General features: G+C 60.9%; 18 protein-coding genes. 8 read left to right on the top strand and 10 right to left on the bottom strand.

The window, feature by feature from the left end; all coding sequences use genetic code 11:
• Window positions 1–87 precede the first annotated feature (87 nt).
• From KI617_RS01405 to KI617_RS01395, 3 genes are all read left to right on the top strand, one after another.
• Window positions 88–642 (top strand): DUF4339 domain-containing protein, encoded by a 555-nt coding sequence (locus KI617_RS01405; RefSeq protein WP_226449976.1) that lies wholly within the window; start codon window positions 88–90, stop codon window positions 640–642.
• Window positions 643–1,019: 377 nt separating this feature from the next.
• Window positions 1,020–1,769: a class I SAM-dependent methyltransferase gene (locus tag KI617_RS01400; protein WP_226449974.1), complete on the top strand. Its 750-nt coding sequence runs from the start codon at window positions 1,020–1,022 to the stop codon at window positions 1,767–1,769.
• 5 nt (window positions 1,770–1,774) lie between these two features.
• Window positions 1,775–3,868: a sensor histidine kinase gene (locus KI617_RS01395; RefSeq protein WP_226449972.1), complete on the top strand. Its 2,094-nt coding sequence runs from the start codon at window positions 1,775–1,777 to the stop codon at window positions 3,866–3,868.
• On the opposite strand, the gene KI617_RS01390 is transcribed toward KI617_RS01395, so the two are convergent.
• A complete protein-coding gene (locus KI617_RS01390; RefSeq protein WP_226449971.1) occupies window positions 3,838–4,503 on the bottom strand; it encodes a response regulator transcription factor in 666 nt (221 codons plus the stop codon). The genes KI617_RS01395 and KI617_RS01390 overlap by 31 nt on opposite strands.
• A 97-nt stretch (window positions 4,504–4,600) precedes the next feature.
• On the opposite strand from KI617_RS01390, the gene KI617_RS01385 reads away from it, so the two are divergent.
• Window positions 4,601–5,068: a PhaM family polyhydroxyalkanoate granule multifunctional regulatory protein gene (locus KI617_RS01385; RefSeq protein WP_226449969.1), complete on the top strand. Its 468-nt coding sequence runs from the start codon at window positions 4,601–4,603 to the stop codon at window positions 5,066–5,068.
• On the opposite strand, the gene KI617_RS01380 is transcribed toward KI617_RS01385, so the two are convergent.
• From KI617_RS01380 to KI617_RS01365, 4 genes are all read right to left on the bottom strand, one after another.
• Window positions 5,069–5,968, bottom strand: a complete 900-nt coding sequence (locus KI617_RS01380; RefSeq protein ID WP_226449967.1) for an AEC family transporter — start codon at window positions 5,966–5,968, stop codon at window positions 5,069–5,071.
• Between the two features lie 100 nt (window positions 5,969–6,068).
• Window positions 6,069–6,482 (bottom strand): hypothetical protein, encoded by a 414-nt coding sequence (locus KI617_RS01375; protein WP_226449966.1) that lies wholly within the window; start codon window positions 6,480–6,482, stop codon window positions 6,069–6,071.
• Window positions 6,483–6,484: 2 nt separating this feature from the next.
• A complete protein-coding gene (locus KI617_RS01370; protein WP_226449964.1) occupies window positions 6,485–9,088 on the bottom strand; it encodes an RHS repeat-associated core domain-containing protein in 2,604 nt (867 codons plus the stop codon).
• Window positions 9,089–9,413: 325 nt separating this feature from the next.
• Window positions 9,414–12,887, bottom strand: a complete 3,474-nt coding sequence (locus KI617_RS01365; RefSeq protein WP_404826806.1) for an RHS repeat-associated core domain-containing protein — start codon at window positions 12,885–12,887, stop codon at window positions 9,414–9,416.
• 1,477 nt (window positions 12,888–14,364) lie between these two features.
• On the opposite strand from KI617_RS01365, the gene KI617_RS01360 reads away from it, so the two are divergent.
• The 3 genes from KI617_RS01360 (at window position 14,365) to KI617_RS01350 (ending at window position 16,893) form a co-directional block, all read left to right on the top strand.
• On the top strand, window positions 14,365–14,805 hold the full coding sequence (locus KI617_RS01360; protein ID WP_226449960.1) for an NfeD family protein: 441 nt from the start codon (window positions 14,365–14,367) through the stop codon (window positions 14,803–14,805).
• Window positions 14,806–14,816: 11 nt separating this feature from the next.
• Window positions 14,817–15,677 carry an SPFH domain-containing protein gene (locus tag KI617_RS01355; RefSeq protein ID WP_226449958.1) on the top strand — a complete coding sequence of 287 codons (861 nt, stop codon included), beginning with the start codon at window positions 14,817–14,819 and terminating at the stop codon, window positions 15,675–15,677.
• Window positions 15,678–15,954: 277 nt separating this feature from the next.
• Window positions 15,955–16,893 carry an FHA domain-containing protein gene (locus KI617_RS01350; RefSeq protein WP_226449956.1) on the top strand — a complete coding sequence of 313 codons (939 nt, stop codon included), beginning with the start codon at window positions 15,955–15,957 and terminating at the stop codon, window positions 16,891–16,893.
• A gap of 15 nt (window positions 16,894–16,908) precedes the next feature.
• On the opposite strand, the gene KI617_RS01345 is transcribed toward KI617_RS01350, so the two are convergent.
• Window positions 16,909–17,487 (bottom strand): hypothetical protein, encoded by a 579-nt coding sequence (locus KI617_RS01345; RefSeq protein WP_226449954.1) that lies wholly within the window; start codon window positions 17,485–17,487, stop codon window positions 16,909–16,911.
• 170 nt (window positions 17,488–17,657) lie between these two features.
• Here KI617_RS01345 and KI617_RS01340 point away from each other — a divergent pair, with 170 nt between their 5' ends.
• Window positions 17,658–18,836 carry a CaiB/BaiF CoA transferase family protein gene (locus tag KI617_RS01340; RefSeq protein ID WP_226449953.1) on the top strand — a complete coding sequence of 393 codons (1,179 nt, stop codon included), beginning with the start codon at window positions 17,658–17,660 and terminating at the stop codon, window positions 18,834–18,836.
• Window positions 18,837–18,883: 47 nt separating this feature from the next.
• On the opposite strand, the gene KI617_RS01335 is transcribed toward KI617_RS01340, so the two are convergent.
• The 4 genes from KI617_RS01335 to KI617_RS01320 all read right to left on the bottom strand — a co-directional run bounded on the left by KI617_RS01335 (window position 18,884) and on the right by KI617_RS01320 (window position 23,120).
• Window positions 18,884–19,384, bottom strand: coding sequence for a hypothetical protein (locus tag KI617_RS01335; protein WP_226449951.1), 501 nt, complete (start codon window positions 19,382–19,384; stop codon window positions 18,884–18,886).
• Window positions 19,385–19,398: 14 nt separating this feature from the next.
• Window positions 19,399–20,628: a phenylacetate--CoA ligase family protein gene (locus KI617_RS01330; protein ID WP_226449949.1), complete on the bottom strand. Its 1,230-nt coding sequence runs from the start codon at window positions 20,626–20,628 to the stop codon at window positions 19,399–19,401.
• Window positions 20,629–20,782: 154 nt separating this feature from the next.
• Window positions 20,783–21,613 (bottom strand): ABC transporter ATP-binding protein, encoded by an 831-nt coding sequence (locus KI617_RS01325; RefSeq protein WP_226449947.1) that lies wholly within the window; start codon window positions 21,611–21,613, stop codon window positions 20,783–20,785.
• A 184-nt stretch (window positions 21,614–21,797) separates the two neighbouring features.
• Window positions 21,798–23,120, bottom strand: a complete 1,323-nt coding sequence (locus KI617_RS01320; protein WP_226449945.1) for an ABC transporter substrate-binding protein — start codon at window positions 23,118–23,120, stop codon at window positions 21,798–21,800.
• Window positions 23,121–23,153 lie beyond the last annotated feature (33 nt).

The following is a 23,153-nucleotide window of genomic DNA, read 5'->3' as shown; positions in this document are numbered from 1 at the left end:
GCCAGGATGGACGGCTGTTTTCCAGAATGGATGGCAAAAATGCCATCCACTTTACGTTAGGTTTTTCCACTCACAAGGGAGTCAGCAATGAGCGAAGCACAATCAGAAGCCGCATGGTTTTATGAGGAAAATGGTCAGAGAAAGGGCCCCGTCGTGGAGCCAGACCTAGTTAAGCTCATAAAGGCATCCGTCATTTCGCATGGGACCGCAGTTTGGAAACAAGGGTTTCCGGACTGGTTGTCGGTTGAGAATACTGAATTGCGCGTCCATCTGGACAACACAGCCCCGCCACCACTCTCTGGCGAGAAAATCAACAACACCCTCGTCTGGCTTCTGGCATTTGCCCCGCTGATCGGCTATTTCCTTGAATGGTTTATCGCGGGTGCCATTCATGGAAATCAGGTTGGTGCTGCAATTGCCATGGCCGATAGCAAGTACTGGTTTGTCACTCTTGGATTGAATATTGCGCTGGCGTTTTTCGACGAGAGGCGCCTTAAGTCCGCAGGGCACAACACCGAAAAGTTCAAAGGGTGGATTTGGCTCGTTCCCGTCTATTTGTATCAGCGAGCCAAGGCAACGAAGCAAAATCTCGCATATTTCATCGTCTGGATTGTGTGCTTCGTTTTGGTACTCATCAGCTGAGCCCGAAAAACCTAACTCTGCGGTCAACACGGACGCTGCGCGATAAAGCCGCGCAGCGCCGGTTACCTCCACGTTAGGCATTCCAAAAACAATAATAGAAAACAATAATAGTAAAAACAATAATAGGGGACAGACCACGGTTTCTGCGGGCCAATCACATTTACTATCCCAAAATCCCCATGGGCTCCACATTTTCCAATTCCCACGGTGAACCGGAAAAAACGGCCAAAATTGAAATCGTCGCCGTTGACTGCTTTCCTGGCAAACCTTGCCAACCCTTCGCCCTCCCTGCCCCTCGCCCACTGAGCGCACCTGCCAAACCCACCACTCAAGCAAGAGAAAAGGCGAGATCCGCACTGATGACATAAAATCCGGGGATGATTTCACCCCCGCTACGCCAGTTTGCCCTGCAAGGGGCGGCGGCGATCCTCGTTCTCTCGCTGGCCTGGCCGTATTACGGCCTGAACGCCGAGGCCATGCCGTGGCTGGAAACCAGCCTGGCCATCGGCGGCGTCGCCCTTGTTCTCGCCACCCTGTCGCGCCAGCCGTGGTGGTGGAAGCTGATTCACGGCGGCTTCATGCCGCTGGTCTGGTTCACCCACACGCTGGCCATCGACCCGATCTGGTTCCTGCTCGCCGCCATCCTGCTGCTGCTGATCTTTCGCGGCGCGCTGTCCGGGCAGGTGCCGCTCTACCTGTCGAACAAGGAAACGGTGGCCGCATTGGCCGAAGTGCTGGCCGAACGCGGCCCTAGCCGATTTCTCGATCTCGGCGCCGGGCTGGGCAGCACCACGGTACCGCTGGCCGACACCCTGCCCGACAGCCATTTCACCGGCTATGAAAACGCGCCGCTGACCTGGCTGGTCGGCCGCTTTTTCAGCCTCGGCCGACCCAATATCCGCTGGCGCTGGGATGATCTCTGGATGGCAAATCTCGGCGACTACGACGTGGTTTACGCCTTCCTCTCCCCTGCCCCTATGCCGCGCCTGTGGGAAAAGGTGAAAGCCGAAATGCAGCCGGGCAGCCTGTTCGTCAGCAACAGCTTTCCGGTGCCCGGCGCGACGCCCGACCGCATCATCGAGGTCGATTGCACGCCGCCTCGCCCGCTCTATTGCTATCAGCTATAGGCCGCATGCCCGCCAGAAAGCCCGAAACCCTTGCCCTGAGCGTTGCCCTGGCCGGCACGCTGGTGGTTCTGCTCGTCTTCCTGGCCGACCTCGCGCTGGCCCGCCACCGCGACCTGGAATCCGGCGAACGTCGCCTTCAACACTTCGGCCTGATGATGGCGGAACACACGGCACGAACGTTTGAAGCCGTCGACGTCCTGCTGCGCGAAACCGCGACCGACCTCTCGCACAGTCGGCGCGACTGGGAGAGCTGGGACCCGAGCAAGGGCTGGGAGTACATTGCCCAGCGCCATTCGCGGGCCATGCCGCAGCTGCGTGACCTGATCATCTTTGACCGCTTCGGCAACCAGCGTTTTATCTCGACCTTCTTTCCCGCGCCACACATCAACGTCAGGGACCGCCCTTATTTCAAGGCACTTGAGGAAGGCGCCGAAGCCGGGACCTTCGGCCCCTATATCGGGCGCAACAGCGGCCGTTACACCTACGCCATCGCCCGGCGCCTGACCGGCGACAACGGCCACTTTGCCGGCGCCGCCTTCGCCGCCATGGAGCCGGCCTATCTCCAGGATTTCTGCTGGTCGAACCGCTTGTCCGACGACTTCGAAACGGTTCTCATCAACCGAAAAGGCGAAATCATCGCCTCCTGTCGCCCCACGGACCTGAGCCGGCAATCGCCGATTCTCGGCGCCCAGGCCTCGACCGTCCTCTACAGCGGCCAATTGCGGGGTTTCATCCCGGAAGGCGGCTTGACCACCGGTAACGGCTATCTGATCTCCGTGTCGCCGATCCCCGGCTTTGCCGACTTGCGAATTCTCAGCGCCATTCCTGAAAAGACCCTGCTCGCCGCCTGGTACAGTCGCTTGTTCGAACTGGGCACGCTGGCCCTGCTGGTCAGCATCGTCCTGCTTGTCACGGCCCTGCTGGTCCGCCGCCAGGTTCGCGACATGGCGGCCATGACCGACGAACTGGCGGCCAGCCACGATCTTCTCGAAGAGCGCGTCCGCGATGCGACGCAGGAACTGGCCGGGCAGAAGAATGCCGCCGAACGCGCCAACACCGCGAAGAGCCGCTTTCTCGCGGCGGCCAGCCACGACTTGCGCCAGCCGCTGCACGCCCTGTCGCTATTCGCCACCGACCTGCAAAGACAACTCCAGAGCGGCACGGCGAAGGAGCTGCCACGACTGGCCGAGCAGATAGCCGCCTCGACCACCATTCTGGGCGAACTGCTCGATTCGCTGCTCGACATCTCCCGGCTCGACGTCGCCGGCATCAAGCCCGACAGCCGCCCCACCCCGGTGCAGCCAATATTCGAACGACTGGCCAACTCTTTCCGGCGCGCGGCAACCGACCGCAACATGACGCTGCGCTTCCGTCCGACCAGGCGATGGGTTGAATCAGACCCGATCATGCTTGAGCGCATGATCGCCAACCTGGTCTCCAACGCCCTGCGCTACACCCCGCCCGGTGGCTGCGTGCTGATTGCCGCCCGTCTGCGGGGCGATCGCGTCAATATTGAAGTCAGGGATAACGGCATCGGCATCGCGGCCGAACACCAGGCCGCCATTTTTGCCGAGTTCTATCAGGTCGGAAATATCGCCCGGGAACAGAACAAGGGCCTGGGCCTGGGGCTGTCCATCGTCGATCGCCTGGCCAAGGCGCTGGGCATCGAAGTTACGCTGCGTTCGCGGCAGGGAGAAGGCACACGCTTCTCACTCAGCGTTGCGCGCAGCCATCCGGAGATCGCCGTACCGGCGGCCAGCCTGCCCTCACCCAAAGCCGGCAAGGTCCATTGCATCGGCACCTCGGACGAAATGCAAGAGTGCATCGAGTTGATGGAGCGCTGGGATTATCTCGTCAGTGCCGACGACGGCAGCAGCACCGAGCGCCGGCCTGAAGATGCGGTACTGATCGCCGACGACGAACTCGCCGCTGCCGTCAGTGCCGAACTGGCCACGGGCATGCCCCTGGTCGTGCTGGTCCGGGATCCAGCCCGGAGCCTGCCGACCGACGCCCACGCCCTTCCCGTGCCGGTGCGCCCGGCCAAGCTGCGGGCGCTACTGAACCAGCTTCAGAAAACGCTTTCGAAATCCACGCCGTAGCGGGCCACGGCAACCAGCGCCTGGGTCCGGCTATTGACCCCGAGCGCCTTGAAAACGGCCGTCGCATGAATCTTGACCGTGCCTTCTGACAGACCGAGCTGATCGGCGATATCCCGGTTCGACAGGCCGCGCACCATCAAGGCCAGCACTTGCCCTTGGCGGTCGGTCAGGCCGATTTCATCAGGGCGCACACCCCCCTTGGTCGGCGGCGGCACCGGTGTCGCATCATCGAGCCGCGCTGCCGACTGGCCATTCGGCCGGAAGATGTTGCCGGCCAATACTTCGCGTACCGCTGACAGCAATGCCTCGCCGGAAAAAGCCTTGGGAATGAATCCGGATGCCCCGAGATTCAGCACGCGCGTAATGGTCGGCGTATCGTCGAAAGCCGAAACGACGGCGACCGGCATGGCTGGGTAGCGGCGGCGCAGGATATCGAGACCGGCAAAGCCGTCGATTCCCGGCAGCGCCAAGTCGAGCAAGACCAGATCGAACTCGCCTTCGTTATCGAGCACATTCAGCGCCGATTCGAAATCCGCACACTCCTGAACCTGGGCGCCGGGTTCGATCTGCCCAAGCAGGCGAACCAGACCTTCGCGAACCAGCGCATGATCTTCAACCACCAACAGCTTCAACATACCGTCCCCCTATTCAACAGGCCGCTAATTTATCATTTTGCATTACGAAGTGGTTTAAGAGGTTTAAGATGAGGTTATCCAACAGGAGGAGAAGAACATGGCCGAAGAACAGGTACACGACCCGCTCAATTTCATGCGCAACATGTGGGGCAACATGGGTTTCTCGCTCCCCGGCATGGTGGCACCGACTTTCGATCTCGACGAACTCGACAAGCGCATCAAGGACATGAAGGCAGTCGAAGGCTGGCTGCGCATGAATCTGTCGATGCTGCAGATGACCATTCAGGGCCTGGAAATGCAGCGGACTACGGTTGGTGCGGTGCAGGCCATGGGCCAGATGGCCAAGGACAGCGTCAAGGCAATGTCGCCCGAAGCCGCCGCAGAAGCACCGGCCGAACCGCAGGCCAACGCCTTCTCCGAAGCCGCCATGTGGCCGTGGCAAATGATGCAGCAGATGCGCGACCAGATGCAGCAATCGGCCGAAGCCGCCGCTGAGGCGGCCGCCAGCGCCGCCACCGAGGAAGCCGCCAAGCCGAAGGCCAGGCGGCCCGCCGTCAAGAAATAATCAGAGTCGAGCCAGCCACGCTGCCCATAGCGGCAGCGTGAGCATTGAGCCCAGCGTCGTCGCTGAAATCAGCCAGGCCACACTGCGGCCGTCGCCACCCATGCGCATGGCCAGGATATAAGCCGACGATGCGGTCGGCAGCGCCGCGAACAGCACCACCACCTGATAGTTGAGGCCGGACAGGCCAAGCAGACTGCCGACGCCAAGCGCCACCAGCGGCAGCGCCAGCAGTTTCACCAGCACCAGCCACAACGAAAAACCCCGCACGCCCGGCGTACTTTCCAGCCGCAAGGCCGCACCAACCGTGATCAGGCCGAGGGCAATCGAGGCATCGGCCAGACGGCCGAGAAAGGCCTGCAACGGGGCCGGCGGCACAAAACCGGCGAGATTGAGCAGGAAGCCGGTTGCCGTTCCCCAGATCAGAGGATTACGCGCCACCTCGCGCCACAGGCCGACTTCGCCATGGCGGGCCAGCATCCAGACCGAGACCAGATTGGCGAAAGGCACGGCAGCGCCAACGATCAAGCCCATGGTGGCGATCCCCGGCGCGCCGAACAGCATGCCGGCGACGGCCAGTGCAATGTAGGAGTTGAAGCGGTAGGCACACTGGAACATCGAGGCATAGGTCAGCGCCGGCAGACGACTGAACAGCTTGGGCACGATGCCGAGCAACATGCCGCCGGCCATCACGGCAAAGGCCGTGGCGAGCAATGGCAAGGCCGCCCCCAGGTCGAGCCGGGTCTTGATGATGGCGTTGATCAGCAGCGCCGGAAACAGGATGAAATAGACCAGCTTCTCGACCCCGTTCCAGAAATGGTCGCCCAGATGCATCCAGCGGCGAATGGCAGCGCCAAGCAGGATCAGTGAAAAGTCGGGAAGGAGCAGCAGCGCAGTGTTCATCGCTGCATTCTAAGTCGTGAATAGCCCCGTCAGCGGTGCGGTTGCCGTCGGGGTCGGTCATCGACAGCAAATCGTTTTCTCCTTTGGTCTGTATTGCTCATCACACTCGCAATAGTCTTTTCCTCAACAAAGGCCAGTCTTCCTGAAAGTAGTCAGCCGCAACAACATTCGATGTTGCTGCTTCACCGAGAATTTCATCGATTAATCGCAACCTGTCTTCAGAACATCCTTGAGACAGTCTGTCTATCAGATACAAAGCGACTGAGAAGTCCTCAATAGCGCCGTTCTCCAAAATATTGGAATCGTCCCAGCCTTCAAAATCTTTCTTGTGCCAAAGCTTAAAAAGTCCGAGTACGGTTCCGCCTAGCTTTCTTGCAGCCTCATCAAATTTGTCTGACGTCACTTGCTTAAGCGGAACCTCAATGATGCCGCGCGCAATGTCCTCCGTCGGAAGCTTCTTTGCTATGTGTAAAGCTCCATCCTCTACATATATCGCAAGATATGGCTCGTGCATTTTTATTTTCCTTCACATTGACGCAAACAGCGGGAATAGTATTCCTTGGCCTTAGCCAGGCAAACTCTTTGTGCAGCTCGACCATAGCCGGCTCTGGCAATCAGACATTCCGCTTCGTCTCTTTGAAGCGTGTCAGCGCATTCTTGCTTGCACTCTTCAGCACTGTCCTGGCAGGTTAGATAGCCAATCCCAGCACCAATAGCAACACCGACAGCCGCACCCACAGGTCCAAACCGACTTCCTGCCGCGCCCCCGAATCGGGCACCTTTTATTGCTCCTGCTGCAGCTAGCCCTTCTGGGTCTGTATAGCTCAGCGGATTCTGATTCGCGTAGCCATACGGGTTGATGCCCCCGGCAATCCCAATCGGGTCCGGAGAAATGTACCCGATCTTCGGACTGTAATACCGATGCCAGTTGTAGAAGAGCCCACTCTCCCGGTCAGAGTACATTCCCGGGAACCGAACGTTGAGCGTCAGTTTCTTCCCGTCGCCATCTGGGTCTTCGTTCGGCTGTGTCCGCCCATACCCATCCGGTTCCCAGCGCCAGACAATCTTGCCTTCGATCGTCCGTACCTGATAGGGCGTGCCCAGATGGTCGACCTGCACGGTATATACCGTGCGTTGCGGTTGATGGACAATGATCCCGGTGAGTATGTCGCCATTCCAGACGTAGGTCATCAGGGCTTCGCCCGATCCGCCCATCTCGGCGAGCAACCGGCCGTCCGGCAGGTAAATGTAGAAGGTCGTCGTCGCCCCTTGCGGGGCGGCGGCAGTGGTCACCTTGCGCGTGCGCCGGTGGCGGTCATCGTAGTAGTAGGTAGCGATCAGGGTGTTGTCGGAGCGGCGCAATTCCTTCAGATCGCCGAAATCGTCCCAGACATATTTGTACGTGCCGTCAGCGGTCAGGTTGCCGGCCGCGTCCAGCGTGACGCTGATGCCGTTGATGGTCGCCACCCGGTCGGTGTTCGGGGTAAAGGTCGCCATGGTGCCGGCCCCGTCACTCGTGCGATTGCCGTTGGCGTCGTAGGCGTGGTCACGGTTACCGGGTGGGCCGGCCTCGATGTCGAGGCGGTCGAGTTTGTCGTAGGTGTAGGCCGTTGTGCCGCTGGCCGTGGTCTTGCTGATGACGTTGCCGTTGGCGTCGTAGTCATAGCCGAGATCGGCAGCCTCAGCTGAAGGAGCTGCACTAAGGAAGATTGCAAGCAGCCCGGTAGCAAGCAAGGGGAGGACGCTTCCGGCTGGCCGGCGCCGGGTCAGGCCGAACAGGGTGGCGCCGAGGACGGCCAGGGCCCAACCGGGGAGCGGGACATCGCCGTTGCTGTCGTTCGCGGCATTGCTCGGGGTGGCACTCACCGTGTCGGCCCGCCCGGCGCTGTCGTAGTTCACCGTCAGCCAGGTCAGGCCGAGTTGCTGGGCGGTGATTTGCCCGGTGGCGCTGTAGGCGATGGCGCTGGCGATGGCTGTGGTGGTGCCGCCGCCGGTGGCGCTCAGGGTTTGGGTCTTGCCGCCGGGGTCGAGCGTCGGGACGAGGGTTTCGCCGGTCGGGGCGAGGACGTCGGTGGGACGGTCGGCGGCGTTGTGGGCGGTGGTGGTGGTGAAGCTGCGCCCGCCTTCGCTACGCGTCTCGCTGAGCAGATTGCCCCGCGCATCGTAGGCGTAGGTGGTGGTGCCTGCGCCATCGGTTTTCTGGCAGAGGCGGCCAATGCCGTTCGGACAGCCCGCATCCCAGGTGTAGCGAATGATTTGACCGTTGCTGGTAGAGACTTGCGTCAGCCGGTTCAGGGCATCGTAGGTCTGGGTGACGGTCAGCCCCCGGGCATCCTTTCTGGTTAGTGCATTGCCGGCGGCATCGAAGGTGCTGTCCACACTGCCGCGGTCGGCCGAGCTTTCTTTCCAGACGTTGCCCAGGCCATCGATGTCAAAGGCGGTGACGGCGCCGTTCGGAGCGGTCAGCCGGGTGAGCTGGTCGAGGCGGTCATAGGCCATGAGGGTGGGCTGGGCGCTGCCGTTCTCGGGATCGGTGCGCTTGACCGGGCGGCCCAGGGGGTCGATGTCGTCGGTGGTGGTGTCGCCCTTGGCGGTGATGCGGTAGCGCGGTTCGCCGTTGGCGGTGTAGCCGAGGGTGTGCGGCGGACTGTTGCCTTCGATTTCGTCTTTCAGGCGACCGAGGGCGTCGAAGATGCGGCTGACTTGCCGGGCCGGTGAGCCGTCGGCGTTGCGGTAGTCTTCCTGGAGGCGGTGGCCGGCGGGGTCGAGGGTGTAGTGCACGCCCCGCCCGGCGCTGTCGACGATCGCGGTGAGACGGTGGGCGGCGTCGTGGGTGTAGCTGATGCCGCTGCCGTCGGGGTAGCTGACTTGGGCAAGGCCGCCCCAGGGGGTGTAGTCGTAGGTGGTGGTCTGGCCGGCCACGCTGCGCGTCTTGAGCCAGCCGCGCGGGGTGTAGCTCAGCGTGGTGATGGTGCCGTTGGGGTCGGTGATCGACAGCGGCCGGCCGTTGAGGTCGTAGGCGGTGTAGCGGGTGAGATGACCGAGGGGGTTGGTGACGGTGGCGATGTTGCCGCGTTTGCCAAGGTCGGGGTCGGCGGCATCAAAGTAGGTGGTGGTCAAGCTGTGGCTGCCGACGGTTCGGGGTTCGCTGCTCAGGAGCACTTCTACGGTCAACCGGGAAAAAGAGCGAAAAATGAAATGAGGTTGAAGTTCGTTGGCTGGGGCGAAAGGCGAGTCAAGTCAAGCGATCCCCATTTTTTCTATTCACTCCGACCCTTTGGCTTGCTACCGGAACTCGCATCCGCCAACTTCGTAATTCCATCTGCCACCCTGATCAAGACAGCTATCGATCCGGAATTCGTTACGCAACCAGAAACCAACTGCCACAAATGTACAAATAACCACGACTAGGATAAATCCCATTTTTCTATTCATTTAGGTTCCCTCAGTATCTTGCTGGCAGGCCGTTTGGCCGAAATGGAGTGCAGACCTGCGAGCATGTTCCAGAGCTATTTGCATTTTTCCTACCAAACTGATTCGCAACCTGATCTGCAGCGGAAGCACTCGCAGGGTCGCCTTTTATATTTTGGTCCGCCCATTCTCGTGCATCTGAGATGAAGCATGCTTGATCGTCGCCTGATTGGCCGCACCGGGTGGCCTCGCAATTTGCCTTGCAATGAAAGTACTTATCCGCGCCGATAGTATTGGCGTCACGCATATCGGCGTAGTTGCTCAGAAACGCTTGTGCGACGCATGGAGAACCTGATACCGGTGGAACATAGCCAGGATGTCCTTGGGGTGCATTCGGTAGTGATTGTCGCAATCCGTCCGGATCATATGCGTTCACCGGATTCCCCCCGACATAGCTGTACAAATTCATGCCCCCAGCAATCCCAATCGGGTCCGGACTGATGTAGCCGATCTTCGGACTGTAATACCGATGCCAGTTGTAATGCAGCCCCGATTCCCTGTCGAAGTATTGCCCCGGGAACCGAACGTTCAGCGTCAGCTTCTTCCCGTCCCCATCCACATCCTCGTTCGGTGCGGTTCGCCCATAGCCATCCGGTTCCCAGCGCCAGACGATCTTGCCTTCGATCGTCCGTACCTGATAGGGCGTGCCCAGATGGTCGACCTGCACGGTATATACCGTGCGTTGCGGTTGATGGACAATGATCCCGGTGAGTATGTCGCCGTTCCAGACGTAGGTCATCAGGGCTTCGCCTGATCCGCCCATCTCGGCGAGCAACCGGCCGTCCGGCAGGTAAATGTAGAAGGTCGTCGTCGCCCCTTGCGGGGCGGCGGCGGTGGTCACCTTGCGGGTGCGCCGGTGGCGGTCATCGTAGTAGTAGGTAGCGAGTAGCGTGTTGTCGGCCTTGCGTAGTTCAGTCAGATCACCGAAGTCGTCCCAGACATATTTGTACGTGCCGTCAGCGGTCAGGTTGCCGGCCGCGTCCAGCGTGACGCTGACCCCGTTGATGGTCGCCACCCGGTCGGTGTTGGGGGTAAAGGTCGCCGTGGTGCCGGCCCCGTCACTCGTCCGATTGCCGTTGGGGTCGTAGGCGTGGTCACGGTTGCCGGGTGGGCCGGCCTCGGTGTCGAGGCGGTCGAGTTTGTCGTAGGTGTAGTTCGTCGTGCCGCTGGCCGTGGTCTTGCTGATGACGTTGCCGTTGGCGTCGTAGTCGAGATCGAGGTCGGCGGCTTGGGCGGCGGGAGGCGTGCCCAGAAAGAGCGTCAGAATGCACGCGGCGAACAGGGAAAGCGTTGCCCCGGCCAGCCGGCGCCGGGTCAGGCCGAACAGGGTGGCACCGAGCACGGCCAAGGCCCAGCCGGGCAATGGCACATCGCCGTTGGATGAAGGTTCGGCCTGGACGGTGGCGGTTTCGCTGTCCACCCGCCCGGCGCTGTCGTAGTTCACCGTCAGCCAGGTCAGGCCGAGTTGCTGGGCGGTGATTTGCCCGGTGGCGCTATAGGCGATGGCGCTGGCGATAGCCGTGGTCGTGCCTGCTCCGGTGGCGCTCAGGGCTTGGGTCTTGCCGCCGGGGTCGAGCGTCGGGATAAGGGTTTCGCCGGTCGGGGCGATGACGTCGGTGGGGCGGTCGGCGGTGTTGTGGGCGTAAGTGGTGGTGAAGCTGCGCCCGCCTTCGCTGCGCGTTTCGCTGGTCAGATTGCCTCGTGTGTCATACGAATAGGTCGTGCTGCCCGCCCCGTCGGTTTTCTGGCACAGCCGGCCGATGCCGTTGGCGCAGCTGGTGTCCCAACTCAGGCTCTGGGTCTTGCCGCTACTGGTGGTGATTTGGGTCGGCCGGTTGAGAGCGTCATAAGTGGTGGTGACGGTCAGCCCTCGGGCATCCTTTCTGGTTAGCACATTGCCGGCGGCATCGAAGGTGCTGTCCACACTGCCGCGGTCGGCTGAGCTTTCTTTCCAGACGTTGCCCAGGCCATCGATGTCAAAGGCGGTGACGGCGCCGTTCGGAGCGGTCAGCCGGGTGAGCTGGTCGAGGCGGTCATAGGCCATGAGGGTGGGCTGGGCGCTGCCGTTCTCGGGATCGGTGCGCTTGACCGGGCGGCCCAGGGGGTCGATGTCGTCGGTGGTGGTGTCGCCCTTGGCGGTGATGCGGTAGCGCGGTTCGCCGTTGGCGGTGTAGCCGAGGGTGTGCGGCGGACTGTTGCCTTCGATTTCGTCTTTCAGGCGACCGAGGGCGTCGAAGATGCGGCTGACTTGCCGGGCCGGTGAGCCGTCGGCGTTGCGGTAGTCTTCCTGGAGGCGGTGGCCGGCGGGGTCGAGGGTGTAGTGCACGCCCCGCCCGGCGCTGTCGACGATCGCGGTGAGACGGTGGGCGGCGTCGTGGGTGTAGCTGATGCCGCTGCCGTCGGGGTAGCTGACTTGGGCAAGGCCGCCCCAGGGGGTGTAGTCGTAGGTGGTGGTCTGGCCGGCCACGCTGCGCGTCTTGAGCCAGCCGCGCGGGGTGTAGCTCAGCGTGGTGACGGTGCCATTGGGGTCGGTGATCGACAGCGGCCGGCCGTTGAGGTCGTAGGCGGTGTAGCGGGTGAGATGACCGAGGGGGTTGGTGACGGTGGCGATGTTGCCGCGTTTGCCGAGGTCGGGGTCGTCGGCGGCGTAGTACGTGGTGGAGGTGACATCGGCCACGTCGGTGCGCGGGCCGTCGGCAGTGAGGACTTGGCCAAAGGCGTTGTAGGTGTAGCGCCAGGTGCGGGGCGCACCGGTAGTCGTGGCAGCAAGACCGGATGTGCCGGTTTCATCGGTGGTGGCTTGTTCGGTCTTGGAACAGACGACGCCGATGGGCTGGGTGCCGCCATTGAGGCTGGGGACGGTGGCCGTGGTCGGGGCGCAGTAGGCGCCGCCGTCACCGTTATAGACCCAGGTGGTGCGTTTCTTGGGTTCGGCGCGCTGGGCGGGCTGGCGCCAGGTGGCGTGCCACTGGGTGGAAATGGTCCGCGCTTCGGGTTTGCCGGCGGCTTCGATCCGCTGGGTTTCGAGATTGCGGGTCAGGTCGTAGGTGTAGGCGGTGGTATTGCCGTTGAAGTCGGTGCGCGTGGCGACGTTGCCGTTGGTGTCGTAGGTGAGGTTGCTGCTCGCCGCGCCGCAGCCACTGCCGCCGGGCTGGGAAACGCCGGTGCTTTTGACAACGCCCAGAATCGTCTGGAAGCTATAGACCCGCTGGGAACCTAGAGGGTCGGTGACCGTGGCGCTGTTGGCGCCGTAGGCCACGGTGTGAAGATCAGCACCTTCGGTGTGACCAGTGGAAATGGCCCGGCCTTGGGTATCGTACCGGTATGTGGCATAACGCACACTGTTCTCGTCGGTGATCCCCGTCAGCGCATTCGGAAGGTCGGCTCCACTGGTGTAGGCCGACTCGTTGTAGTGATAGGTCTTGGTCTTGCCATCCGGGTAGATCACCGATGCGAGATTGCCTTTTGCATCATAAATGTACGAAATCGAACTGCTGCTTGGAGTAATGACAGTAGAAAGGCGATTTTGCGTATCGTGGCTAAAAACCAACCTTCGACCAAATGGATCAGCGACCACGTCAAGGGTGTTGGCGTTATTGTCCCCACCTGCACTATCTGGCAGATCGTAAATTAGACTCAGGGTTTGACCGGAGCGATCAGTGACAGCTAGAAGGTTGCCCGTATCACCGTAGGTTTCAACCGAGTTGTCAGCAGCGACAAAGTATCGCCAGCCTGAACGGACCCCGTTCACGTCTTTGACTTCGAGGATTCGATCAGAGATATCGGCTTCAGGCAGCCAAGCATTACCCGATAGATTGAAAAACACCGCCCGTCCGTCGGGACGGGCGACAGAGACAGTGCTTATGCCCCCTCCTTGAAAAATCTTAAGGAAGAGAGAATGGCTGCTACGCCAGTTGGTGCCAATGCTCCCGGAGAGCAACGGTACCCCATACGAGCCGTTGTATGAGCCTTTGCTCCTCTCCATGGCAACGGCCCGACTGTTATACGAGCGTTTCAGTGAAAGATGCGTTCCGCCATGCTCATAATCGGCTTGGGCTTCATATTTATTCTGGAAACCGGGATTGATTGGATTGCCCACACAATTCATCGGCCCTTGATTTTTTTCGAAGTCTGGCTGGCTGTCACTGCGCCGACAAATGACGTCGTATCCCGAATAGCCTGCAGGGTAATAACTGGCGCCACTGGTGGTGCAATTGTCTGTTTCTCCAAGGTAGCCAATTCCCAGATACCCTGCGGGACAGAAGTTTCTGTACCGGGGATAAGCCATGGTATCGATTGTCCCCGATGGTCGCTGCGCCTTACAAAAAGCGTAACCAATTAAGGGGTCACCACTGCCGGGCTCGAAGATTAGAGGCCATTGCCAGTTGATAAGTTTCGTTCTGGCATCGCATACCTGTTGCCCCGAATCATAGAGTCCGGGAACATTCGCACAGTTTTCCCAATGGCGGCTTGGTGCGCGGTCGACGGCCGGACACTCTGTGACCGATGCCGACAAGGCAATCAACAATGGAGCCAGATATCTGATGGATAGCCCTCCGGCTTTATCGAAAGGATCGAGCGTGCCACCCCGCTTGACGTGACTCGGCGCTTGCTGTCGAAAATACACCCACCGCCCCCTGGTTTTGTGTTTTTCCCGGACTGACGCGTTAGGTGTTTTCACGAAATAGCAAGAAATATGGATCGGAACACCGGTTTCCGCCAACAGATGAATGAAGACACAGATTGTTGATGCATTCTGTTACACCGGCACGACAAAAACAGGACAAATTCATAGTCCGTTCGCATCACGACGAAAGTCATAAAAGAATCATAAGAGGCGATGAGCCAAAAAACAGGCAAAAACCGCATTCCACCTTGACCCTGTCACGCAAACCCTAAATACTCGCCGGAACAAGGAGAAATACATGCATCCTGAATGGTGGCACTGGGTTGTCGGCGGCATCGTGCTGGTTCTTGCCGAGCTCGTCATCCCCTCGTTCTTCATCGTCTGGTTCGGCCTGGGTGCCCTGCTCGTCGGGCTTCTGGCGCTGGCCTTCGACCTTTCACTGACCGCCCAGTTGGCAACCTGGACGCTGGCCTCGCTGGCCATGGTCGTGCTGTGGTTCCGCGTCTTCAAACAGAGTTTCATCAAGACCCGCTCGGGTACGGCCGACGGCGAGGCCATCGGCGAAATCGGCCTGCTGGTCAGCGCCGTTGCCCCTTTCGAGCGCGGCAAGGTACGTTTTCAGCGACCAATCCTCGGCTCCGAGGAATGGGTTTGCCTGTCGGATGCTGCCATCGCTGCCGGTGAACGGGTCAAGGTGACCTCTGTTGAAGGCAGTTTCGTCAAAGTCAGCAAGGCTTAAAGGAAGCAAAAATGGACTTGAACGCAGGATTTATCGTCACGCTGGCCATTCTGGTCTTTGTCATCGTCACCATCGCCAAGGGCGTGCGCATCGTGCCGCAGGGCGAGGAGTGGATCGTCGAACGGCTCGGCAAGTACCACGGCACGCTGAAGCCGGGCCTCAACATCGTCATTCCCTACCTCGACAAGATCGCCTACCAACTGGTGACCAAGGACATCATCCTCGACGTCCAGGAGCAGGAGGTGATCACCCGCGACAACGCGGTGATCCTGACCAATGCCATCGCCTTCATCAAGGTGACCGACCCGGTCAAGGCGGTTTATGGCGTGACCGATTTCTCGGAAGCGATCCGCAACCTGATCATGACCACGCTGCGTTCCATCGTCGGCGAAATGGAGCTCGACGAGGCGCTCTCGTCGCGCGACAAGATCAAGGCCCGGCTGCGCGAAAGCATCGCCGACGAAGCCGTCGATTGGGGCCTGACCGTCAAGTCGGTCGAAATCCAGGATATCAAGCCCTCGCAGTCGATGCAGAAGGCGATGGAAATGCAGGCCGCCGCCGAGCGCGAGCGCAAGGCCGTCGTCACCCGCTCGGAAGGCGCCAAGCAATCGGCCATTCTCGAAGCCGAAGCCCGACTGGAGTCGGCCAAGCGCGACGCTAACGCCCAGGTCATGCTGGCCGAAGCCTCGGCCGAGGCAATCCGCCGCATCACGGCGGCCATCGGCGACCAGACCGGCCCGATGTCCTACATGCTCGGCGAAAAATACATTGCTGCGCTGGAACGCATGGGCGAGAAGGACAACGCCAAGGTCGTCGTCCTGCCGGCCGATCTGCAGGAAGCCGTGCGCGGCCTGTTCGGCAGAAAAGGCTAGAAGCAGCGAAACATCCCGGGGCATGCGCCATGCGTGCCCCGACTGCAGCCCGGCGCTCAGCCGAGACACAGCTGCCCGGTGCAAGCCTCTTGGCTACCTATTTTTCAACAAAAGTACAAAATTTTGCAAATACACAGGTGTGGAGTGCTAAGCTTCCTATGCCCTTGTCAATCCGTATCCATCCTGATGACAGCGCATTTGAAATGCACAGCCCAACCATGAACATGCCTGAGCATTGGCAGCCTCCGCCAGCCTGAATTCAGGCAAACAGAAAACAATGCAGAATCAGACGACTCCCTCTAACAAACCGAAAAGCTTCGCCCGCCAGGCGCCCGGCGCAGCCTATCTGGTGCATGGCGCCGTACACGAGATTTCGGGGCAAGCCTCGGAACTCGACGCGAGTTTGCTCGGCAAGCTGTTTCGCCGCCGCCTGAAACGGCTGGAAAGAGTGTTGGCAGCGCATGGCGGCGCACTGATCAGGCAGATGCCGCAGAGTCTGCTGGCCTCTTTCGAAACGGCCGAGGCTGCCTTGTTAGGGGCTTGCGAAATGCAGCGGCGTTGCGCCGTGATTCCGCAGATTGCCGATACCCAGATCGCGCTCAAGATTGGCATTCATCTGTCAGTAACCAGAAGAATTTCAACCGGCCCCGTCGATCCAGCCGAAGCGACCGCCTCCAAGCTCTCTTCGCTGCTTGACGAGGCCAGCATCGTGATTTCGGAAAGTGTGGCCGAAGCGCTACCCGTCAGCTTGCGCGAAAAAACGGTGGCGGTAGTTAACGAAGGCTCCGAAATACCGGCTTATGCCGTCGACTGGAATTCACTCCCCATGTTGCGGGCGGCTCCCCCCAAAAGCAGCGCCGAAGCCGACCCCGATACACCGCACAATGGAATCATCATTCGCCAGGGCGAACGTGTCCTCCGCTTCACTACCGATCGCTCGCTACTGACCATTGGCCGGGATCCGGCCAGCGACATCGCGATCAATTGCCCGAAAGCCTCGCGGCAGCATTGCCGGATCATTTATCGCCTGGGCAACTACGTGCTGGTTGATCTGAGCACGAACGGCACCTACGTCACGACGACCGACGCACCGGAGATTCTGATCAGAAAAGAAATGGCGACACTGACCGGCAATGGCCGGATCGGTTTCGGGCAGTCCTGGCACCAGGGCGGCGACCACGCATTCGAGTTTGAAGTCAGCGTCATCGAACCCTGAGCGGACCGTGGCCCGCTACTTCCCGGGGTCGTCGTATTGTTTGCGCAGCCGGTTCAAGCCCTGCTGGAACGCCTCGGCATCGCCATAATCGAAGAAATTCGGATAGCGATCATGTGCAGCCTTGACGCGCCGGGCGTGCTTGATCGGGCACCAGTATTGCTCGGTCCGCGCGGCGACTTCCCGCGTATAGGCCGCCACCCCGTTGCCGTATGAGCAATAGAAACAGTTGAATTTCTCGATGATGTTCAGGTAGGGCAGATCTTCGCGATCAAAAACCAGATAGTCGGCCCGCCGCACCCTGGGAATCCGGTAGATTGGAAAACAGACTGCCTGATAAAGGCTGACAAACAGGTCCATCAGCAAAAACGGTATCCAGCCGAGATAGATTACCGGTGCCGTCAGGGCGACCAGGAAGCGCGTCCGCAGCAGGAAACGGAAAAGGCCGGTCTTGTAGCGGCGCTGCTGGCGAAGAAACTCATCGGCCAGTTCCTGTTTCTTCTGCGACCACTCGTCGCGCGTCCGGCGGTATTCCTCTTCCAGTTCGTCCTGCAAGCTGCGAATTCGCACCAGCAGTTCGTCGACATTCTTGTTCATCAGCGTGGATCCTTTGCCTGATCGGCTTGGCATACCGGCAGAGTGTGCCTGATCAAGCGGCCAGCGTCACGCCCGATGGCCGATCAACAGGGCTTTTCGGGAGAACACATGAGGCCCGATAATGCGGGCTGCCACCCAGACAAACTCTTCACGAACAGTCCCCGGATACCATGCAAAACTCATCGAAAACAAAAGCACGCGGCCCCCTGGCCGGCATCAAGGTGGTCGAATTCGCCGGCATCGGCCCCGGCCCCTTCTGCGGCATGCTGCTCGCCGACATGGGCGCGGAGGTCACCCTGCTCGAAAGGGCCGGCGGCACCTTTGCCTCACAATTGTTTGGCGGTGGGCGCAAGGCGGTGGCCAATCGCGGCAAGAAATCGCTGTGCATTGACTTGAAGCACCCGGAAGCCAAAAACCTGGTTTTCAAGCTGATCGCCGAGGCCGATGTGCTGATCGAAGGCTTCCGCCCTGGCGTCATGGAACGCCTGGGCTATGGCCCGGAGGTTTGCCTTGGGCTCAATCCACGACTGATCTATGGCCGGATGACCGGCTGGGGCCAAACCGGCCCGCTTGCCCCCCGGGCCGGCCACGACGCCAATTACGCCGCGCTGGCCGGGGTACTCGATACCGGGCGTCGCCACGGCGGTGCCCCATGGGCGCCACCGACGCTGGTCGGCGACATGGGCGGTGGCGGCCTGATGCTGGCCTGGGGCATTGCCTGCGCCCTGCTCGAAGCCAGGAGCAGCGGCAAGGGCCAGGTCATCGACGCCGCCATGTGCGAAGGCGCGGCAGTGCTCGCCCACGGCCTGTTCAATCTCGAAGCACTGGGTGAATGGGAGGGGCAGTGCGCCATTGATTCGAGCGCCCCCTTCTACGACGTCTATCAATGCGCCGACGGCCTGTGGATCAGCGTTTGCCCGCTCGAACCGCAGTTCTACGCGACCTTTGTCAAGCGGCTGGGGCTGAGCGGCGACCCGGACTTTACCGGCCAGCAGTACGACACCACGCGCTGGCCGGTGATGCAGCAGCGGCTGGTCGAAATATTCAAGCGCGAGCCTCGCAGCCACTGGGAAGCGCTGTTTGACGACAGCGATGATTGCGTCTGGCCCGTGCTGAGCATGAAGGAAGCCCCGGCGCACCCGCACAATGTGGCTCGCGAAGCCTTCGTCGACGTGGCAGGGGTCAGGCAACCCGCCCCTGCTCCTCGCTTGTCGCGCACCCCGGGAGCGATTCAGGCACCGCCACCGCTATTGGGGGAACACGGCCGCGAAATCCTGTCGGAACTAGGCTTGTCCGATGCTGAAATCGAACGGCTGGCAGCCAGCGGGGCGGTCAGCACGAATCAATAGCGCGGCAATAATCAAAGGGAGGGCGGCGCAGCCGCCCGAGTGCAGGCCTACTGCTCGCAAATGCCGAGCAGGTCGGCCTCCAGCTCGATTTCCAGGTCTTTGGCCAGTTTCCGGTCGACGAACATGCCGCGATAGAGCCGCCCGGCATTTTCAGCCTTCTTGGCATGCGGCGTTTCCCAATCGCTGACCCGGACACGAACGACGCCGATCTGCTCGTCACGCTCGGCCACATCCTGCGCCACGCAGGGGAAGGCATTGGCGTGGCGGTTGAATTCGTCGCGGCTGTATTGCTCGATATTCTTGCCGGGCACCACCGGGCACTTGGCCAGGTGGCGCGACCGGACTTCCGCCGCGATCACTTCGCCTTTGAGGTAAAAAACCGGCTCGGTGACGATAAAGCCGGCCCCACCCTCTTCGTAACGCACGCACTGCCCGGCTTTCAGCATCTCCGGTTGCTTGAACAGCAGCCGCGCCGACGGCCGCAGAACCGGCTCGGCGGCTTGGGCCGAGAGCGCCAGCCAGGCCAGCGCAAGCACGAAAATTCGCATGAAAGATATCCGGATCAATAAACCCGGCTATCTTCGATCACCTTCCCGTCGTTGGGCAAGCCCCCCGGCGCCGAAAAGGCCACTTCGCCGCGCAGTTTGGTCACTTCGCGCAAGCTGCTGACCACCGCCTTGTCCAGAACCTCGTTACCCGCCTCGATCTCGCAGTGCAGGACCATGCGATCCTGGCCGCCGGGGTTGTCGACCACCAGCCGCATGCGATGAATTTCCGGGTGCCGAACGGCGATCTCGGCCACCTGTTCCGGATGCACAAACATGCCCTTGATCTTGGTGGTCTGATCCGCCCGGCCCAGCCAGCCCTTGAGCCGGATATTGCTGCGACCGCAGGGCGAACGGCCCGGCAGGATGGCCGACAGATCGCCGGTGGCGAAACGGATCAGCGGGTAATCCGGACTGAAGCTGGTCACCACCACCTCGCCGACCTCACCGGGTTCGACCGGATCACCGGTGCCGGGACGAACGATTTCGACCAGCAACTCCTCCTCGACGACCAGCCCTTCCTCAGCTTCAGTTTCGTAGGCGATGGCGCCGATGTCGGCCGTCGCATAGCACTGGCGAACCGCGATACCGCGTTCGTTCAGCCAGTTGCGGGTAATGCCGGGCAACGCCTCACCGGACACCAATGCTTTCTTCAGCGAGGAAATATCGGCACCGAGTTCCTCGGCCTTCTCGACGATGATGCGCAAAAAGGACGGCGTGCCGACATAGCCATCCGGCTTCAGATCGACCATGGCCTGCACTTGCTGCTCGGTCTGCCCGACACCGCCGGGAAAGACCGGGCAACCCAGCTTGCGTGCCCCACCCTCGAAGATAAAGGCGCCGGGCGTGAAGTGGTAGGAGAAGCAATTGTGGATCAGGTCGCCATGCCGAAACCCGGCGGCATAGAGCGCCCGGGCCATGCGCCAGTGATCCATCTCGGCGCCCTGCAGTTCGTAGATCGGCCCCGGCGAGGCGAACACCCGGCGGGCCTTGCTGCGGGCTAGCGCATTCAGGCCACCGAAGGGCGGCGTCTTTTTCTGCAGCTCGATCAGGTCGCGCTTGCGGGTCAGCGGCAATCTGGCCAGTGCCTCGCGCGTCGTGCACTCGAAGGGATTGATCCCGGCCAGCGTCTGAAAATAGTAATGCGTCGTTTCCTTGGCATGCGCCACCTGGCGTGCCAGCTTGTCCATCAGATCGGCTTCGCGCTCATCCGGATCGCGGGTCTCGAGCGGGTCGTAATAGCTCATTTCATTTTTCTCCGTTTTTTCCGGTTGACCGTGGGAGCCTCCCCAGGCGGCTCCCGGAATGGCAATGTAGTCGCTCAGGGCAAGGCGGAGGCGGGCGCCGTTTGCTCTTGCAAACAAGCCCGCCGACAACGCCGCCATGAGCGGCGCACTGCCATTACGAAAGCCAGCGTTTGCGGCGACGATAGTGTTTGACGTCCTTGAAGGACTTCCTCCCGGCCGAACTCAGCCCCAGATAGAACTCCTTAACATCCTCATTGGTCCGCAGGTCTTCCGCATCCCCCTCCATCACCACCCGCCCGTTCTCCAGGATGTACCCGAAGTCCGCATACCTCAGCGCCACCATGGTGTTCTGCTCAGCAAGCAGGAAACTCACGTTCTCGCGACTATTCAAATCCTTAACAATCTCGAAAATCTCTTCAACAATCTGCGGCGCCAGGCCCATCGACGGTTCATCGAGCAGGATCATTTCCGGCCTGGCCATCAGCGCCCGGCCGATGGCGCACATCTGCTGCTCGCCACCCGAGGTATAGCCGGCCTGCGAAGTGCGCCGCGTCTTCAGGCGCGGGAAGTAGTGATAGACCTTTTCCAGGCTGTCCTTCAGTTCGCCGCGCGAAATGCTGCGCGTGTAGGCGCCGGTCAGCAGGTTTTCCTCGATGGTCAGGTGGCCGAAGCAATGGCGCCCTTCCATGACCTGGATGACACCGCGCTTGACCAGCTCGTTCGGGGTGAGCTGGTCGATGCGCTGGCCCTTGTATTCGACCGAACCCTTGGTCACATCGCCGCGCTCGGCATGCAGGAGATTGGAGATCGCCTTCAGGGTCGTCGATTTGCCGGCGCCGTTGGCACCGAGCAAGGCGACGATCTTGCCTTTCGGCACGTTCAGCGACACCCCCTTGAGCACCAGAATCACGTGGTCGTAGATGACCTCGATGTTGTTGATGCTCAGGTAGTTTTCGCCCGCCGCAGCGGCAGTTTGTGTAGTCATATGCGTCCTTACATCTCCCCACCCCTTCAAGGGGGTGAAGGCGGGGTTTCGCAGAGCACCGCTCTGTGCCGCCTGAACGGGCTGGCTATGCAAAGCCAGCCCTCCGGCCGGGGTGGGGATGGGTTATCGGGCAAGCCCAACCCATCCCCCTCCTAACCTCCCACTTAAAGGGGGAGGAACATCCTTATTTCTCTTTCGAGCAATCGCGCGGCGTGATGCCCTTTTCCTTGGCGTACTGCTTGGCAGAAGCCTGGAACAACGGGTGGATCAGCGCCTTGTTACCCTCGATCCAGCCGGACACCGGCACCCACTTGGCGCCATCCCACTGCTGGATCTTCACCTTGCCGGAACCTTCGTGGTTGTCGCAGGAGGTCTTGATTTCCGGCAACAGGTCGGTCGCACCCAGGGTCTTCAGGCGGGCGTCGGTGATATTCAGGTTTTCCAGCGCCCAGCGGGTCTGTTCGCCCGTCAGCGCCTTACCCTTGCCGTACTTTTCCTGACCCTTGCGGATGGCTTCAACCGACAGCACGGCGGCGGAAACACCACGGTTGTAGAGGATGGTGCCGATCTTGGCCTTGTCCTGCAGGTTGCCCTTGCCGGCGCCGTAAACCACCTTCTCGATGTCGGCGATCACCGGCACCTGCTTGCCAGCGACATTCCAGGTTGCAGCCATGTAGCCCTTGGCGGCATCGCCGGCCGGTACGACGTCTTCCTCTGAACCGGTCCACCACGAACCGATCATCTTGTCACGCGGATAACCAACCTTCTGGGCGGCTTTCAATGCGGTCTGGTTCATCACGCCCCAGCCCCAGAAAATGACGAAATCAGGCTTCTCCTGGCGAATCTTCAGCCACTGGGCGCCCTGCTCGTTACCCGGGTGGGCCACCGGAATCTGCACCATCTCGAACTTGTTCAGCGCGGCTTCGGCATTCAGCGCGACGATGGCTTCCTTGCCGTAGGCGGAGTCGTGATACAGATAAACGATCTTCTTGCCGGCCAGGCTGCCACCGTTCTTGTCCTTGAGGAACTTGACGATGGCCGAGGCCTGCATCTGGTAGGTGGTGACCAGCGGGAAGGCATACGGGAAGACCGAGCCATCAACCGCGTCGGTGCGGCCGTAACCCATCATGGCCAGCGGCAGCTTGTCCTGGGCCGACTTGTCGATCAGGGCGTAGGAGATGCCGGTCGACATCGTGTGCAGCGGGCCGGCCGACTTGGCGGCCTTGCCCTTCAGGCGCTCGTAGCACTCGACGCCCTTGGCGTTGTTGTACTCGGTTTCGCACTCTTCGTAGGTCATCTGGACGCCATTGACGCCCTTTTCCTTCAGATTGACGTAGTTGAGGTAATCGATGAAACCACCGTAGAAAGCCTGGCCGTTCGAGCCATAGGGGCCGACGCGGTAGTCGATCAGCGGAAAAAACTGTTCTTCGGCAGCTGCTGCACCTTGAGACAGCATCGCCAGGGAAAGCGCAACGGCACTCAGGGCAGGTTTGAAGCTTTTAATCATGGTTTTGTCTCCTTTAGTTATCAACTACTGACC

This window comes from Ferribacterium limneticum, from assembly GCF_020510625.1.
Classification (GTDB): domain Bacteria; phylum Pseudomonadota; class Gammaproteobacteria; order Burkholderiales; family Rhodocyclaceae; genus Azonexus; species Azonexus limneticus_A.
Note: the sequence above shows the minus strand (reverse complement) of the source record. Positions and strands in the feature narration are given on the sequence as shown.